The organism is Pseudorhodoplanes sp., assembly GCF_059499825.1.
In genome coordinates, this window is sequence record NZ_JCABZI010000009.1 from 421,586 (window position 1) to 437,309 (window position 15,724).

The following is a 15,724-nucleotide window of genomic DNA, read 5'->3' on the forward strand; positions in this document are numbered from 1 at the left end:
AAGCCCGGCGCGCGCAGCGACCGGCTGCCATGCCGTTGACCCCAAAGACGGATTCATGGCACGTCCGGCACGATTTCTGAGCTTTTTGGGCCTTTCATGACCGCTTCGCGCTACAACGCCCGCGACGCCGAGCCGCGCTGGCAGAAGACCTGGGACAATCAGGCCATCTTCGCCACGAAGAACGACGATCCGCGCCCGAAATACTACGTGCTGGAGATGTTCCCCTATCCGTCGGGGCGCATCCATATGGGCCACGTCCGCAATTACACGATGGGCGACGTGGTGGCGCGCTACAAGCGCGCGCGCGGCTTCTCGGTACTGCACCCGATGGGATGGGACGCCTTCGGCATGCCGGCGGAAAACGCGGCGATGGAGCGCAAGGTCCATCCCAAGGCCTGGACCTACCAGAACATCGCGCAGATGAAGGCGCAGCTGCAGTCGATGGGATTGTCGCTGGACTGGGCGCGCGAGATCGCGACCTGCGATCCGGACTACTACAAGCATCAGCAGGCGATGTTCCTCGACTTCCTCGCGGCGGGGCTGGTCGAACGCAAGCAGTCGAAGGTGAACTGGGATCCGGTCGACAACACCGTGCTCGCCAACGAGCAGGTGATCGACGGCCGCGGCTGGAGAAGCGGCGCCCTGGTCGAACAGCGCGAGCTGACGCAATGGTTCTTCACCATCAGCAATTACGCGCAGGACCTGCTCGACGCGATCGACACGCTCGACCGCTGGCCGGAGAAGGTGCGCATCATGCAGCGCAACTGGATCGGCCGCTCGGAAGGGCTGTTCATTCGCTTCGCGCTCGATGCGAAAACGACACCATCGGGTGAAAGCGAACTCGACGTGTTCACGACGCGGCCTGACACCTTGTTCGGCGCGAAGTTCATGGCGATCGCGCCGGATCATCCGCTGGCGAAGGCGGCGGCGGCAAAGAATGCCGCGCTCGCCGCTTTCATCGACGAGTGCAAGCGCCGCGGCACCTCGCAAGCCGAGATCGATACCGCCGAGAAGATGGGCTTCGACACCGGCATCAAGGCGATCCATCCGCTCGATCCGACATGGCAATTGCCGGTCTATGTCGCGAACTTCATCCTGATGGATTACGGCACCGGCGCCATCTTCGGCTGCCCGGCGCACGACCAGCGCGACCTCGATTTCGTCAACAAATACGGACTCGGCAACGTGCCCGTGGTGTGTCCGCCGGGTCAGGATCCGAAGACCTTCGTCATCACCGACGTCGCCTATGACGGCGACGGCACGATGATCAACTCGCATTTTCTGAATGGCCTCTCGATTGCGGACGCAAAGGAAAGGGTTGCGCGCCGGCTCGAAAGCGAATTGCGCGGCGGCAAAGCCATCGCACATCGCCAGGTGAATTTCCGCCTGCGCGACTGGGGCATCTCGCGTCAGCGCTACTGGGGCTGTCCGATCCCGATCATCCATTGCGATGCGTGCGGTGTCGTGCCGGTGCCAAAGTCCGACCTGCCGGTGAAGCTGCCGGAGGATGTGACCTTCGACCGTCCCGGCAATCCGCTGGACCGTCATCCGACTTGGAAGAATGTCGCTTGCCCGACATGCGGCAAGCCGGCGCGTCGCGAAACCGACACCATGGACACCTTCGTCGACTCGTCCTGGTACTTCGCGCGCTTCACCGATCCGTGGATCGCTGACGCCCCGACCGACCGCGCCAATGTCGATCGCTGGCTGCCGGTCGATCAATATATCGGCGGCATTGAGCATGCGATCCTGCATCTCTTGTACAGCCGCTTCTTCACCCGCGCGATGAAGAAGACCGGGCATGCCGGCGTCGAAGAGCCGTTCGCCGGCCTGTTCACGCAGGGCATGGTGGTGCACGAGACCTTTCGCAAGCAGGACGGCGAATACGTCATGCCGTCCGAGGTTGCGATCGTGGCGCAGGGTGACGCGCGCACCGCAACGCTGAAGACCACCGGCGAGCCGATCGAGATCGGCTCGATCGAGAAGATGTCGAAGTCGAAGAAGAACACCGTCGACCCCGACGACATCATCGGCGCCTACGGCGCCGACACCGCACGCTGGTTCGTCCTGTCGGATTCCCCGCCCGAGCGCGACGTGATCTGGACCGAGGAAGGCGTGCAGGGGTCGTGGCGCTTTGTGCAGCGGCTGTGGCGTCTGATCGGCGAGGCGGCAGAGATCGCCGCGAAAGCGCCGGCGGACCGGCCGGCGGCATTCGGCGAGCGCGCCATGGCGGTCCGCAAGGCGGCCCATGGCGCGCTCGCCAAGGTTTCGGACGATATCGAGAAGCTGCGGTTCAACCGCTGCGTCGCCCATATCTACGAATTCTCGAACGCGCTCTCGGCCGCCATCGGGGATATCGCCTCCCCGGCCGACCTGACGCCGGATTTCGCCTGGGCGATCCGCGAGGCCGCCGGCATCCTGGTCCAGCTGTTTGCGCCGATGATGCCGCATCTGGCCGAGGAATGCTGGGCCGCGATGGGCCACAAAACCCTGGTTTCGATGCAGGCCTGGCCGGAGGTGGAGCCGGAATTGTTGGTGGAAAACACCATCACCCTCCCGGTCCAGATCAACGGCAAGAAGCGGGCTGATGTAACCGTGCCACGGGACGCAGGAAATTCTGATATCGAGGCTGCCGTATTAACGCTGGATGCGGTAATAAAGGCGCTGGACGGCAAGGCCCCCAAAAAGGTCATTGTTGTCCCGCAAAGGATTGTGAATGTCGTCGCCTAAGGGACATAGAGGTCAAGCGCCCAAGGGGGCCCGCAACGGGATCGGGCGGTTTCTGGCGCTAGGGCTGGCCTTCGGGGCCGCCGCGCTGACGGCCGGCTGTTTCCAGCCTCTTTACGGCAATGGTTCCCTGGATGCCGGCGGTCCGCCGCCGATCCGGAACGCGCTGGCAAGCGTGGAGGTCGAGGAAATCGATGCGCCGAACGGCACCCCGGAAGCGCGGCTGGGGGTCGAGGTGCGCAACGACCTGATTTTCGGCCTGACCGGCGGGTCGGGCCAGTTGCCGCCCACCCACACGCTGAAGATCCACCTGAAGGGCAACCGCCAGAACGTGATCGTGGACATCACGACGGCGCGCGCCGACCAGGAAATCTACGGCATCGACGCGACCTACAGCCTGATCGAGATTGGCACCAAGAGGGTGGTCCTGACCGGCCGCGCATTCTCGCGCGCGTCCTATGACATTCCCGGCCAGCAGCAGCGCTTCGCCCGCGCCCGCGGCGAACGCGACGCCCAGAACCGGGCCTCGACGATCATCGCCGAACAGATCAAGTCGCGGCTCGCCTCCTATTTCGTCTCAGGCGGATAGGCGACGTCGATCGCCGGGAAATCTTTCGGTCGTCCCCGCGAAGGCCGGGACCTATATTTCAGAGCGGTGGTTATGGGTCCCCGCTTTCGCAGGGACGACTCGACATGGTTGCCCTGAAATCCAGCGAAGCGAATTCCTTCATCGCGCGTCCCGATCCGGCCCGGCCGATCGTCCTGATTTACGGCCCGGATGCCGGTCTGGTCCACGAACGCGCCGAGGCGCTGGCCCGCGTCTCGGTGGACAATGTCGATGACATGTTCTCACTGATCCGCATCGACGGCGATGAGTTGACCGGCAATCCCTATCGGCTGGTCGAGGAAGCCAACACCATTCCGATGTTCGGCGGACGCCGCGCGCTGTGGGTCAAGGCCGGCAGCCGCAACATTGCGTCCGCCGTCGAAGCCGTGATCAACGCACCCTCGCCGGATTGCCGCGTCATCATCGAGGCCGGTGAGTTGCGCAAGACCTCGCCATTGCGCTCGCTTTGCGAGAAGGCCAGGAACGCAGCGGCCATCGCCTGCTATCCCGACGAGGCGCAGGACATCGCAAGGGTCGTCGACGACGAACTCAAGACCGCAGGACTCACCATCACGCCGGACGCGCGCGCGGCGCTGCTGCCGTTTCTCGGTGGCGACCGTCAGGCGACGCGCAACGAACTGCGCAAGCTTGCGCTCTACGTGCATGGCAAGGATCGCATCGCCATCGAAGACGTGATGGAGGTGGTCGCGGATGCGTCCGCGGTCGCGCTGGACAACGTCATCGATGCAGCCTTCGCCGGCAATCCGGCCGGGGTCGAAACCCATTTTGCCAAGGCGCGCGGCGAGGGCACCGCGCCTGGAGCGATGGTCTCGGCAGCGTTGCGACATCTGTCGAACCTGCACCGGATGCGGGCTGCGATCGACGACGGTCAGTCGATCACCGGCGCGGTGGAAGGCGCGCGGCCGCCGATTCATTTCAAGCGAAAGCCCGCGATCGAAGCTGCACTACGGGTGTGGACGGGGGCGAAGCTTCTGGACGCGATGAGCGCGCTAGCCGATGCCCTGCTGCAGACACGGCTGCAATCGAATCTCGCGGAAACAATCGCCCATCGCACCTTGATGACACTCGCGACCGCGGCCAGGAAAAAGGCCTGACCCTGCCGATCGACCGCTGCGGCTTATGATCCGCCCGGCGCGGTGGGCGCTGTGCGCGTTTCCGGTTGAACGAAGCGCACGCCGACTTCGCCGGCCGAACGCCAGATCAGGCTGCACAGCCGCTGAACTTCACCGCTTTCGGACAGGATGATCAGGAATCGCTCCGGCAGGTCGACGGAGAGATCGAGCTTGATCTTGGCTCCTCCGGTCGAGAAGTCGAGCGTATGTGTGCTCACGATCCGCTCGCCATTTTCCTGTCGCACCACGACAGGAATTTTCAGCTTCCGTCGAAGCGCCCTTTTCCGGTAGCCGGTCATGGATCGCTCAGAGCTCCCACCCGTTCACGTGCGCCATATCGTCAGCTGGAGAAATCTTTCCCCGCCGCCTTCTGCACACTCCAGAACCGCAGCACGCGTTGTGCCGTGGCCGGCGTCAGCTTCGCGTAGTCGGACTTGAGCGCTTCGAGTTCCGCTGGCGATATACCGGCCGGCGCTCGGCTCTGCAGGAACGCCCGTACCGCCGTCCAGCTCAAGCCGGCAGCGCGGCAGGGAATGATCAGCGCCTCCCTGCGATCGCTCTGCACGATGCGGTCGATAATATCGTGCGGCGCAGAACACATCTGCGACAGCGCCATGATCGACTCCGCATAACGCGAGCCTTTCACGAATTGCAGGAACGCGACTTCGTCCAGTTCGCCATCGACGTGCATTTTGTGTACGATGCGGCGCGCAATATCGAAATCGGGTGCCGGCTGCAATCCGCGCAACACCTCGGTGTCGATGCTCGAGAGCACGTTCCTGATTTCATCGCGATGCAGCGGCGAAGCCAGCCTCAACAGCTTCTCGCGAACGATGTCGCGGGCTTTCTCGAGCAATTGCCGCAGCAGATGCAGCGGCAGGTCGAGCCGCAGCCCCAGCGTCTCCGTCAATGTATCGTCGTCCTCCGCATGTTTCACGAGCCGCGACAGGCCGTGTTCGGAGAAGCGCGCATCGCTCCGGGATGCGAGCTTGCGATAGACCTGCAGATCGCCGCGCTCGATCAGGATATCGGTGACCGGCTCTGCGAGTGCGCGCCTGCCGGAAATTGCGAGGAGATGCGGCTGACCCTTGGTGCTTGCGATCTCCACGAGATCCGGATTCGAGAGCCGGGTCGAGTTCATGAGAACCGGACCGGCGACGGCGATTTCATCTTCGCGCGCGAGATTGCGGATCACGCCAGGCGGCGCATTGTCGATCGGAGCCAGTCGCTCGCTCAGTTCGGCGAGCGCCCGGATTTCGATGCGCCTGGCGAGATGGCCGATGACTTCGTCGAAGACATCGATCTGCTCGGCGCTCAGCCTCTCCTGGGTGGACAGGAACAGATCGGTGATCCGGCGCAGCGTGTCGACACGCTCCGTCTTGGAGCCGCTCTGGACCGCGCTTTCAAGCTCGGCAATCAGCGATGCCCCTGCACTGGACATTTCGAGCCCTAGCCCCGTCATCAATCGACGCGACAAAGGCTACGGAACTCTCGTTAAAATTGCACTGAGAAGTTCCAGACTGCTCGTAAGCGTCTGAAATCACGCGATATTTAATTCACGCATAAGCTGTGGTATTAACGTCTGGCGCAAATTTTGCGAATCGCTACGACCGCTGCAGCCGCCGCACCACCTCGTCGAGCTGATCGAGGGTGCGATAGCGGATGCCAAGGGTGCCACCGGCGCGGCCGCGGTCGTTGATCTCGACCACCAGGCCGAGCGCATCCGACAGCTGCCGTTCGAGCGCGGCGATGTTGGCATCCTTCATCGCCTTGGCGGTGGATTTCTTCGGCTTCTTCCCGGCGGCCTTGGCATTGTCCTGACGGAGCTTCTCGGCCTCGCGGACATTCAGTCCCTTTTCGACGATGTCGCGCGCCACGCCTTCAGGATCGGTCTGGTTGATCAGGGCGCGGGCGTGCCCCGCCGTCAGCTTGCCCTGGTTGATATAGGCCTTCACCGCATCCGGCAGCCGCAGCAGCCGCAACGTATTGGCGACGTGGCTGCGGCTCTTCCCGACGATATGTGCGATGTCGTCCTGGCTGTGGCTGTATTGCGAAGCCAGCGCCTGGTAGCCGGCCGCCTCTTCCAGCGGGTTGAGGTCGGCGCGCTGGATGTTCTCGATGATCGCAAGTTCAAGCGCTTCGGCATCGGTGACTTCGAGCACCACGATCGGCACTTCGTGCAGGCCTGCCCGCTGCGATGCGCGCCAGCGCCGTTCGCCGGCGATGATCTCGAAATTCTTGCCGCCGTTGGGAGTCGATCGCACCACGATCGGCTGAATGATGCCGCGCTCGCGAATCGACTGCGACAGTTCGTCGAGTTCGGTATCGGCAAAGATGCGGCGCGGATTGCGCGGGTTCGGCGTCAGATGTTCGATCGGGACTTTCCGCGGCGGCAGCTTTTGCGCCGCACGATCCGCCACCGGAGAATCGGGACCGACATCGCCCATCAGCGCGGCAAGGCCGCGCCCCAATCGCGATCGCGAATCCTCTGCCATGTCGGCCGCTCCTGATGTTCGCGCCACCCGTGCCTCCAATTTCAAGTCCGATGCGACGTGCGGATCAATGCGCGCCCTGCTCGCGCTCGCGCTGGATCACCTCGGTCGCGAGCCGCAGATAAGCATCGCTGCCGGCACATTTGAGGTCATAAACCAGCACCGGCTTGCCGTAGGACGGGGCTTCCGAAATGCGCACGTTGCGCGGGATGACCGTGTCATAGACCTTCGCGCCCATGAACTCTCGCACATCGGCGACGACCTGGTTCGACAGGTTGTTGCGTGCATCGAACATGGTCAGCACGATGCCATGGATGGTGAGCCGCGGGTTCAGCAGCTCCTTGACCTGATCGACGGTCTTCAGCAGTTGCGACAAACCTTCGAGCGCGAAGAACTCGCATTGCAGCGGCACCAGCACCGCGTCGGACGCCGCCATCGCATTGACGGTGAGCAGGTTCAGCGACGGCGGGCAATCGACCAGGACGTAAGTGTAGTCGGAGCCCTCGGCGGCGCCTTCGTTCAGTTTTCCAAGCGCGTTGCGCAAGCGCACCGCGCGATCCCGGGCGCTGGAAATCTCCAGCTCGAGGCCGGCGAGGTCGAGCGTCGATGCCGCGATATGCAGGCGCGGGACCGACGTGGTGAGGATGGAGTCGCGCAAACTCGCTTCACCCGTCAGCACGTCATAGGTCGAGCGGCTGCGGCTCTTGCGATCGATGCCGAGTCCGGTCGAGGCATTGCCCTGCGGATCGAGGTCGATGATCAGGACGCGCTCGCCGATCGCGGCCAGCGCGGTGCCGAGATTGATCGCGGTCGTGGTCTTGCCGACCCCGCCCTTCTGATTGGCGACGGACAGAACGCGCATCACCTTGGGCGCGTCGGGCGACAGGTCGGGCGCTTCCGCCGGATCGGTCGGAGCGATGGTGGGTGCGTCGGTCATCGTGGCCTCACGGTAGGAATATAGTCGTATCTATTCCCGGTCTGGACGAAGGCGTTCAGCCGAGCGGACCCGGACAATGCGCCCAAAGGAATCGGTAGCGCTGGGGATCAACTCTGCGTCGATGCTCCAACATTTAGATGCCGCGGTCAATTCAACCTCTATATCTCGTCCCTTGAGGAACAGCGCCTCGGCGCCCCTTTTCAACAAGGGATAGGCGCTTTCGATCAGATTATCGAGGGGCGCGAGCGCCCGGGCGGTCACGATCTCCACCGGTTCGGCGAAACCATCCACAACGTCCTCGATCCGGACAGCATGAACTTTGGCCGGCACCCCGGTGAGCCGGGCTGCCTCGCGCAGGAAGGCCGCTTTCTTCAGATTGCTTTCCACGAGATGGATCACACTCCCGGGCCTTTCCGCAAGCGCGCAGGCGATCACCAGCCCCGGAAAGCCCCCGCCCGAGCCGAGGTCGACCCAGTGTCGGGCATTCGGCGCCAGCGGCAGGAGCTGCAGGGAATCCGCGATGTGTCTGGTCCAGAGCTCCGGCAGGGTGGACGGCGCCACCAGGTTTGTCTTGGCCTGCCACTGCAGCAGCGCCTCAACGAAACGGCCGAGCCGGGCCAGCACCGCGGGCGGTATTTCACGTGAATCGGTCAGGGTCCGCGACAGCAGGGCGAGGGCCTGTTCGCGGTCCGCGGCCAGGCGCGCGTCGAGATCGCGAGGTGCCGCCGCTGGCCCGCCGCGTGCCATCAAAGGGTCGCGGCGCGTGTCCGGCCGCCCCGCCGCAGATGAGCGACCAGCAGGGTGAGCGCCGCAGGAGTTACGCCCTCGATTTTCCCGGCATGACCGATGGTCCGGGGCCGGTGGGTGCTCAGCTTGTGCTGGGCCTCGTTGGACAGGCCGACAATCGCCGCATAATCCAGATCGTCTGGCAGCGCGAGAGCTTCGTCACGCCGATAAGCGGCAATATCGGCGGTCTGACGCGACAGGTAGACGTCGTATTTGGCGTCGATCTCCAGCTGCTCGGCCACTTTCGCCTGCAGCGCCCCGAGCCGCGGCCAGATCCGTGAAACATCCGCCAGCCCGACGTCCGGGTAGGACAGAAGCTCGAAAGCGGTGCGGCGATGGCCGTCTTTCTTGAGATTCAGCCCGTGCCGCTCCGCCTCGGAGGGCGAAACCGACACCGAGCGGGCGAATTCGCGCGCTTCCGTCAGGGCTTTCGCCTTTTCGCGGTAGGCGTCCCGCCGCTCCGGTCCGACGCAGCCGAGCCCGATCCCCTTCTCCGTCAGCCGTTGGTCTGCATTGTCGGCCCGCAGCGCCAGCCGGTACTCGGCCCGCGACGTGAACATGCGATAGGGCTCTGTGATTCCACGTGAAACAAGGTCGTCCACCATGACCCCGAGATAGGCCTCGGCACGGTCAAAAGTGATTCCGGATCCGCCACTTGCGCGGGACGCCGCATTCAGGCCGGCGAGCAATCCTTGCGCCGCAGCCTCCTCGTATCCGGTGGTGCCGTTGATTTGTCCCGCGAGGAAAAGTCCTCGCAAACGCCGGGTTTCGAGGGTCGGCTCGAGCTCGCGCGGGTCCACGTGGTCATATTCGATCGCGTAACCGGGTCGGACGAACTGTGCCCGCTCAAGCCCGGGAATGGTCGCCACCAACGCATGCTGCACGTCTTCCGGCAGTGAGGTCGAGATGCCGTTCGGATAAACCGTATGATCGTCGAGCCCTTCCGGCTCGAGGAAGATCTGGTGGCCATCCCGTTCCCCGAAGCGGACGATCTTGTCCTCGATCGAGGGGCAGTATCGTGGTCCACGGCTATCGATCTGGCCGGAATACATCGGCGACCGATGCACATTGGCGCGGATCACCGCGTGGGTCGCCTCGGTGGTCCGGGTAATGCCGCACTGGATCTGCGGATTCTCGATTCGTGTGGTCAAAGTGGAGAAAGGCTCGGGCGGCTCGTCGCCCGGCTGCATCTCCAGCGACGCCCAGTCGATCGTCCGGCCATCGAGCCGTGGCGGGGTCCCGGTCTTAAGCCGGCCCAAAGCAAGCCCGACGCGTTCCAGGGCGCCGGAAAGCCCCATCGCGGGCGCCTCCCCGACCCGTCCGGCAGGAATCTGGCGTTCGCCGATATGGATAACCCCGCGCAGAAAGGTGCCGGTGGTCAGAACCACCGCCCCGGCGCCCAGAATCCGGCCATCCGCCAGCCGAATGCCCTTAACCCGGCCGTCCTGGACCAGCAGATCGTCGGCCTCACCCTCGACCACGGTCAAATTCGCGGTTTCGCGGATCGCCGCCTGCATAGCCGCCGCGTAAAGCTTGCGGTCGGCTTGGGCGCGCGGTCCGCGTACGGCCGGGCCTTTGCGGCGGTTGAGAACCTTGAATTGAATGCCGCCGAGATCGGCGACGCGGCCCATCAGGCCGTCCAAAGCGTCGATTTCCCGGACCAAATGCCCTTTTCCGAGCCCGCCGATCGCCGGATTGCAGGACATCGCGCCGATGGTCGCGAATTGATGGGTCACCAGCGCTGTGAATGCGCCAAGGCGTGCGGACGCGGACGCGGCCTCGCAGCCGGCGTGTCCGCCGCCAATCACGATGACATCGAAGCGATGATCCATAGCTGCGGACATTTAGTGGAGCAGACCCGCACCGTCAAAAGGCCGGATGCGCCAGCGACGATTCGGGTGGCAGGTTTCACGTGAAACGCAGGAGTCTCAGAGCCTTGCCGGAAGAGTCTGGACTCGAATCAGAAAAGGTAAACGCGCTATTTACCAATACAGAAATCGCGGAAAATCTTGTCGAGAATATCCTCGACATCCACCCGGCCGGTCAGCCGGCCAAGTGCCTGAGCGGCAACGCGTAATTCCTCGGCAAAGGTATCCTCGCGGCCACCCTCGCCCTCGGAAATCGCGCGATTCAGGGCGGATTCTGCCTGTTCGAGCAGATGGCGCTGTCGTTCCCGCGTCACCAGCGCCGGTTCGCCTCGTCCAAAGACCGACCGCGCATACTTGCCCAGGTCGGCCAGAAGCCGATCTACCCCATCTCCCGATACCACTGAAAGCTCGTAGAAGTGCGAATCCTCGGGCCGGAGCGCGCTCCGAGGTTTGTCCTCGGCGGGTTCCTCTCGCCGAAGATCGATTTTCGTCCTCACCTTCCAAAGATCCTGCCCGGAACCAGGGGGCGGAACAGGTTCCGAATCCGGATTCGCACCTTCACTTTCTGTTAACCATAAAATGAGATCGGCGCCCGCGGCGCGGTCCCTGGCACGGGCCACGCCCTCTCGCTCGACCGGGTCCCTGGTTTCCCGAATGCCGGCGGTATCCAGCAGCGTAACCGGGTAGCCGCCCAAATCGAGATAGACCTCGATTACGTCACGCGTCGTCCCGGCATGAGGTGAGACGATCGCGACGTCCCGGCGGGCGATCCGGTTCAGCAATGTCGACTTCCCGGCATTGGGCGGTCCAGCGATTGCAACCACCAGACCGTCGCGCAACCGCTCTCCCCGCGTGCCTTCGGCGAGCAGTGCTGCGATTTCCTGCTGCAGCAAACGCGCAGCATTCAGCGCACGCACCGCCACATCCGCCGCGACATCCGCCTCGTCCGAAAAATCGATCCCGGCTTCGGCCAGCGCCATGGCCTCGATTAGCCGCAGCCGCCAGTTTTCGGCGCGGTCGCCGAGCAGACCCTGAAGCTGCCGCACCGCCTGGCGCCGCTGCGCCTCGGTATCGGCATGGATCAGGTCCGCCAGCCCCTCGACTGCCGTCAAGTCGAGCTTGCCGTTGTCGAAGCCACGCCGGGTAAATTCTCCGGCCTCGGCGGGCCGCAGGCCGGGCAGACGCGAGAGCGCCGCGAACGTGGCGGCGATCACCGCCCTGCCCCCGTGCAGCTGCAGTTCGACAACGTCCTCGCCGGTCTCGCTGTTCGGCCCTTCGAAGAAAAGAACCAGCGCCTGGTCGATCATCTCGCCGGAAGCCGGATCGCGGATGGTGGCGAGCATGGCGCGGCGCGATTCGGGAACCCGGCCGACCAGCGCTTCGAGCGCGGCGCGAGCCTGCGGTCCCGAGATTCGGACCACGCCGATCGCGGCCGGCACCGAGCCGGACGACAGCGCGTAGATGGTGTCGGATGAGCCGGACATTTGACCATCCAATGGATTGTACGTATATTTGTACGTACCTATTTCTGTACGTCAAACACGCAGTTGAGGCCACTATGGCTCGTGTGTCTTACACCGAACTCCGAAGCAATCTCGCCAAATACATGGACGAGGTTTGCGACAATCGCGACGCGCTAACGGTCACTCGCCAGAACGAGCGCTCGGTCGTCATGCTTTCGGAAGAGGAATACGAAAGCATGATCGAGACGTTGCACCTTCTACGCAACCCGGCCAATGCCGCGCATCTTCAGCGCGGCCTCAATGAATTCAAATCGGGAGACGTCGTTGAACGCGACATCATCGCTTCCAAGAACGCATCCGCGTTCAAATGAAAATTGCCTGGGCAACCGAAGCCTGGGCAGACTATGAGCGGTGGCGCGACGTTGATCCAAAGGTTCATGAACGAATCAACGCGTTGATCGGCGACATCGCTTCATCGTCATTCAAACGCATCGGGAAACCAGAGCCGCTCAAGTACGATCTGTCCGGCTGGTGGTCACGTCGCATCACCGGAGAACACAGACTGGTCTATCGCGTGACAGGCAAAGGCAAGGACCGGCGATTGGAAATCTTGTCGTGCCGTTATCATTATTGACCGCCACACAGGGCGATTTTACGAAATCGTTCTCCGACCACGCGCTCCTGCGCCAACTCAAGCCAAATTCCGCACCACCAGCAGCGCGCCGAGCGCCAGCAATCCGACATACAGAAACACCCGGAAGCTTTCCGCGCTGATGCGCGCGCGCATCCGTTGTCCCGCATACATACCAATGACCGCAGGTGCGATCGCAAACAGCGACAGCGTGCCGAGCGATATATCGAACGCGCCGCCATCCCACAGGATCAGCGCGAGCGCGACGGTCGATACCGTGAAGTGCAGGCCGAGCGCCTGAACCAGCTCATCCTTGTCGAAACCGATTGCCTGCAGATAGGGCAAAGCGGGAATGACAAACACGCCGGTCGCCGCCATCACGATGCCCGTCACCACGCCGACGATCGGCGCGAGCCAGATTTCGCTGGCACGCGGCACCGCAAACTTCACCTTCGACAGGCCGATCAGCGCATAGGCGATCAGCACGACACCAAGCCCAATCGCGGCCGGCTTCGCGTTTTCACCTGTGAGGATGCCATTGCCCAGCCAGGCACCGACGAACAACCCGAGCAACATGGCGCCGAGGCGCCTGACCAGAGCGAGCAGGTAAGGTCCCGCCACCATCTGCCAGATATTGGTGGCGAGCGATGGCGCGATCAGGATCGCCGCCGCCTGCGCCGGCGACATCACCGCAGCAAGCAGCCCCATCGCGACTGTCGGCAATCCCATGCCGATCACGCCCTTGACGAATCCCGCAAGCAGATAGGCGGCGACCACAAGCGCGATGAGAAACGGATCCATGCGCCGCACTTGAAACGAGTCGCCCGACGCCGCAATGCCTAAACCGCGAAGGCTGCCTTCGCAAAAAGGGAATGGCTGTACTGCCATTTGCGGCGCTCAGCCGTTAACGTCGGATCCAGCACCTCCGCGAGGCTCGTTATGTCCGGCACCGCATCGACCCAAAACTTCGGTCGCGAAAACCGGCTCGCGCACGAGACCTCGCCCTATCTGCTGCAGCACAAGCACAATCCGGTCGACTGGCGGCCGTGGGGACCGGATGCACTGGCCGAGGCGAAAGCCAGCAACAAGCCAATCCTGCTGTCGGTCGGCTATGCCGCCTGTCACTGGTGCCACGTCATGGCGCGTGAGAGCTTCGAAGACGAGGCGACGGCGCGGGTGATGAACGAGCTGTTCGTCAACATCAAGGTTGACCGCGAGGAGCGGCCGGACATCGACCAGATCTACATGCAGGCCTTGCATCACCTGGGCGAGCAGGGCGGCTGGCCGCTGACGATGTTTCTGACGCCCGATGGCGAGCCGTTCTGGGGTGGCACCTATTTTCCGCCGACCTCGCGCTACGGCCGGCCGGCCTTCGTCGACGCGATGCGGGAAGTGGCGCGGATGTTCCGCGAGGAACCGGCCAAGATCGAGCAGAACCGCGCGGCGCTCATGTCGCGGCTGTCCGAGGTGGCGCGGCATCCGAAGCGCGTCACCATCGGGCGGCAGGAGCTCGATCAGGTGGCGCAGCAGCTCGGCAGCGCGATGGACCCGGTGAATGGCGGCCTGCGCGGCGCACCGAAATTCCCGCAATGCGCGATGTTCGAGAATCTGTGGCGGGCGGGGCTGCGGACCGGGGAGGCGCGCTACTTCCACATCGTCGATCTGACGCTCACGAAAATCAGCGAAGGCGGCATCTACGACCATATCGGCGGCGGCTTCTCGCGCTATTCGGTCGACGACAAGTGGCTGGTGCCGCATTTCGAGAAAATGCTCTACGACAATGCCCAGCTCCTCGACCTGCTGGCGCTCGCTTGGGGCCGAACCGGAAAAATGCTGTACCGGGAACGGGCCGAGGAGACTGTGGGTTGGCTCCAGCGCGAGATGACCAGCGGGGAGGGCGCATTCTACGCCTCGCTGGACGCTGATTCTGAGGGCGAAGAGGGCAAGTTCTACGTCTGGTCACTGGCGGAGATCGAGGCGATCTTGGGGGCCGAAAATGCTGCGCTTTTCGCGCAGCATTACGACGTAACCCGTGACGGCAACTTCGAGGGCAAAAATATCCTCAACCGTCTCAATGGCTTACCGCGCAGCATGGAAATCGATGCTGCGCTCCCCATCCTGCGGTCCATGCTGCACAAAGTGCGGGAAAGGCGGGTGCGTCCGGGCCTTGACGACAAGATACTGGTCGACTGGAACGGCCTGATGATTACGGCGCTAGTCAACGCTGGAACCGCCTTCTGGCAGCCGGACTGGGTGGCTCTGGCCGCCCGCGCCTTCGAATTTGTGCAGCGCAACATGGCGCGGGGCGATCGGCTCGGCCATTCCTGGCGGGAGGGGCGGATGGTTTATCCCGGTCTCGCCTCCGATTATGCCTTAATGATCCGGGGCTCGCTGTCGCTGTACGAGGCCACCGGCGAGCAGCGCTATCTCGATCAGGCCCTGACCTGGCAATCGGCGTTCGACCGCCACTACGTCAATCCGGCCACCGGCACCTATTACCTGACCGCCGACGATGCCGAGGGCCTGGTGATCCGGCCCGCATTGACCACCGACGACGCCACGCCCAATCCGAACGGGATCGCTGCGCAGAACCTGATCCGGCTGGCCGCCTTCACTGGCGATCACGCCTTCCGCGAGCAGGCCGACCGGCTGATCGAAGGCGTGCTGTCGCTGGGCGGCGACAACCTGTTCATGCATGTCGCGCTCCTGAACGCCATCGACATGCGGCTCAACCTGGCCGAGATCGTCGTGACCGGGGAGGGCGCGGGCGCCGACGCGCTGGTGAGTGCCGCGCTCGCGCTGCCTTATGTCAACCGAGCGGTGCTGCGCGCGCCATCGGTCGAGGCGTTGCCGGACGCGCATCCGGCGCGGGAGAAGGTGGAAGCGGCCAGCGGGCCCGCGGCCTTCATCTGCATCGGCGAGACGTGCTCGCTCCCGGTCACCGACCCCGACCGGATCGTCTCGCATGCCGCCAACGCCGCGTCGGCTTGACCGACGCCGCGGATCATCCTGCTAGTCAGGTCAGGCGTCCGTCAGCGACGCCGTGAAGCGGCTGCGGCCATGACTCACTGGACCGCGAC

The 15,724-nt window shown here is 63.8% G+C and carries 14 protein-coding genes; 6 read left to right on the forward strand and 8 right to left on the reverse strand.

The window, feature by feature from the left end; translation table 11 throughout:
* Nucleotides 1-96: 96 nt before the first annotated feature.
* The 3 genes from leuS (at nt 97) to holA (ending at nt 4,449) form a co-directional block, all read left to right on the forward strand.
* Nucleotides 97-2,730: a leucine--tRNA ligase gene (leuS, locus tag AC5I5I_RS13445; protein WP_495973757.1), complete on the forward strand. Its 2,634-nt coding sequence runs from the start codon at nt 97-99 to the stop codon at nt 2,728-2,730.
* Nucleotides 2,717-3,316, forward strand: a complete 600-nt coding sequence (gene lptE, locus AC5I5I_RS13450; RefSeq protein WP_495973759.1) for an LPS assembly lipoprotein LptE — start codon at nt 2,717-2,719, stop codon at nt 3,314-3,316. Before leuS ends, lptE begins: the two co-directional genes overlap by 14 nt.
* Nucleotides 3,317-3,420: 104 nt before the next feature.
* Nucleotides 3,421-4,449, forward strand: coding sequence for a DNA polymerase III subunit delta (holA, locus tag AC5I5I_RS13455; RefSeq protein ID WP_495973761.1), 1,029 nt, complete (start codon nt 3,421-3,423; stop codon nt 4,447-4,449).
* A gap of 23 nt (nt 4,450-4,472) precedes the next feature.
* Here holA and AC5I5I_RS13460 read toward each other — a convergent pair whose 3' ends face one another.
* From AC5I5I_RS13460 to mnmE, 7 genes are all read right to left on the reverse strand, one after another.
* A complete protein-coding gene (locus tag AC5I5I_RS13460; protein WP_495973763.1) occupies nt 4,473-4,766 on the reverse strand; it encodes a PilZ domain-containing protein in 294 nt (97 codons plus the stop codon).
* Nucleotides 4,767-4,807: 41 nt separating this feature from the next.
* On the reverse strand, nt 4,808-5,908 hold the full coding sequence (locus AC5I5I_RS13465; protein WP_495973765.1) for a DUF2336 domain-containing protein: 1,101 nt from the start codon (nt 5,906-5,908) through the stop codon (nt 4,808-4,810).
* Nucleotides 5,909-6,071: 163 nt separating this feature from the next.
* Complete coding sequence (locus AC5I5I_RS13470) at nt 6,072-6,962, reverse strand: ParB/RepB/Spo0J family partition protein (protein WP_495973767.1); 891 nt, start codon at nt 6,960-6,962, stop codon at nt 6,072-6,074.
* Between the two features lie 64 nt (nt 6,963-7,026).
* Nucleotides 7,027-7,896, reverse strand: a complete 870-nt coding sequence (locus AC5I5I_RS13475) for a ParA family protein (protein WP_495973769.1) — start codon at nt 7,894-7,896, stop codon at nt 7,027-7,029.
* Between the two features lie 30 nt (nt 7,897-7,926).
* Complete coding sequence (gene rsmG, locus AC5I5I_RS13480; protein ID WP_495868006.1) at nt 7,927-8,643, reverse strand: 16S rRNA (guanine(527)-N(7))-methyltransferase RsmG; 717 nt, start codon at nt 8,641-8,643, stop codon at nt 7,927-7,929.
* On the reverse strand, nt 8,643-10,514 hold the full coding sequence (gene mnmG / locus AC5I5I_RS13485) for a tRNA uridine-5-carboxymethylaminomethyl(34) synthesis enzyme MnmG (RefSeq protein WP_495973906.1): 1,872 nt from the start codon (nt 10,512-10,514) through the stop codon (nt 8,643-8,645). Before mnmG ends, rsmG begins: the two co-directional genes overlap by 1 nt.
* Before the next feature lie 146 nt (nt 10,515-10,660).
* Nucleotides 10,661-12,034: a tRNA uridine-5-carboxymethylaminomethyl(34) synthesis GTPase MnmE gene (mnmE, locus tag AC5I5I_RS13490; RefSeq protein ID WP_495973772.1), complete on the reverse strand. Its 1,374-nt coding sequence runs from the start codon at nt 12,032-12,034 to the stop codon at nt 10,661-10,663.
* A gap of 74 nt (nt 12,035-12,108) precedes the next feature.
* Between mnmE and AC5I5I_RS13495 the strand changes: the two genes are divergently transcribed.
* Complete coding sequence (locus AC5I5I_RS13495; RefSeq protein ID WP_495973774.1) at nt 12,109-12,384, forward strand: type II toxin-antitoxin system Phd/YefM family antitoxin; 276 nt, start codon at nt 12,109-12,111, stop codon at nt 12,382-12,384.
* Nucleotides 12,381-12,647, forward strand: coding sequence for a Txe/YoeB family addiction module toxin (locus AC5I5I_RS13500; protein WP_495973776.1), 267 nt, complete (start codon nt 12,381-12,383; stop codon nt 12,645-12,647). The genes AC5I5I_RS13495 and AC5I5I_RS13500 overlap by 4 nt, the downstream gene beginning before the upstream one ends.
* A gap of 57 nt (nt 12,648-12,704) precedes the next feature.
* On the opposite strand, the gene AC5I5I_RS13505 is transcribed toward AC5I5I_RS13500, so the two are convergent.
* Nucleotides 12,705-13,445 carry a sulfite exporter TauE/SafE family protein gene (locus AC5I5I_RS13505; RefSeq protein WP_495973778.1) on the reverse strand — a complete coding sequence of 247 codons (741 nt, stop codon included), beginning with the start codon at nt 13,443-13,445 and terminating at the stop codon, nt 12,705-12,707.
* A 138-nt stretch (nt 13,446-13,583) separates the two neighbouring features.
* Between AC5I5I_RS13505 and AC5I5I_RS13510 the strand changes: the two genes are divergently transcribed.
* The gene (locus AC5I5I_RS13510; protein WP_495973780.1) at nt 13,584-15,635 is read left to right on the forward strand and encodes a thioredoxin domain-containing protein; all 2,052 of its coding nucleotides are present in this window, start codon (nt 13,584-13,586) and stop codon (nt 15,633-15,635) included.
* Nucleotides 15,636-15,724 lie beyond the last annotated feature (89 nt).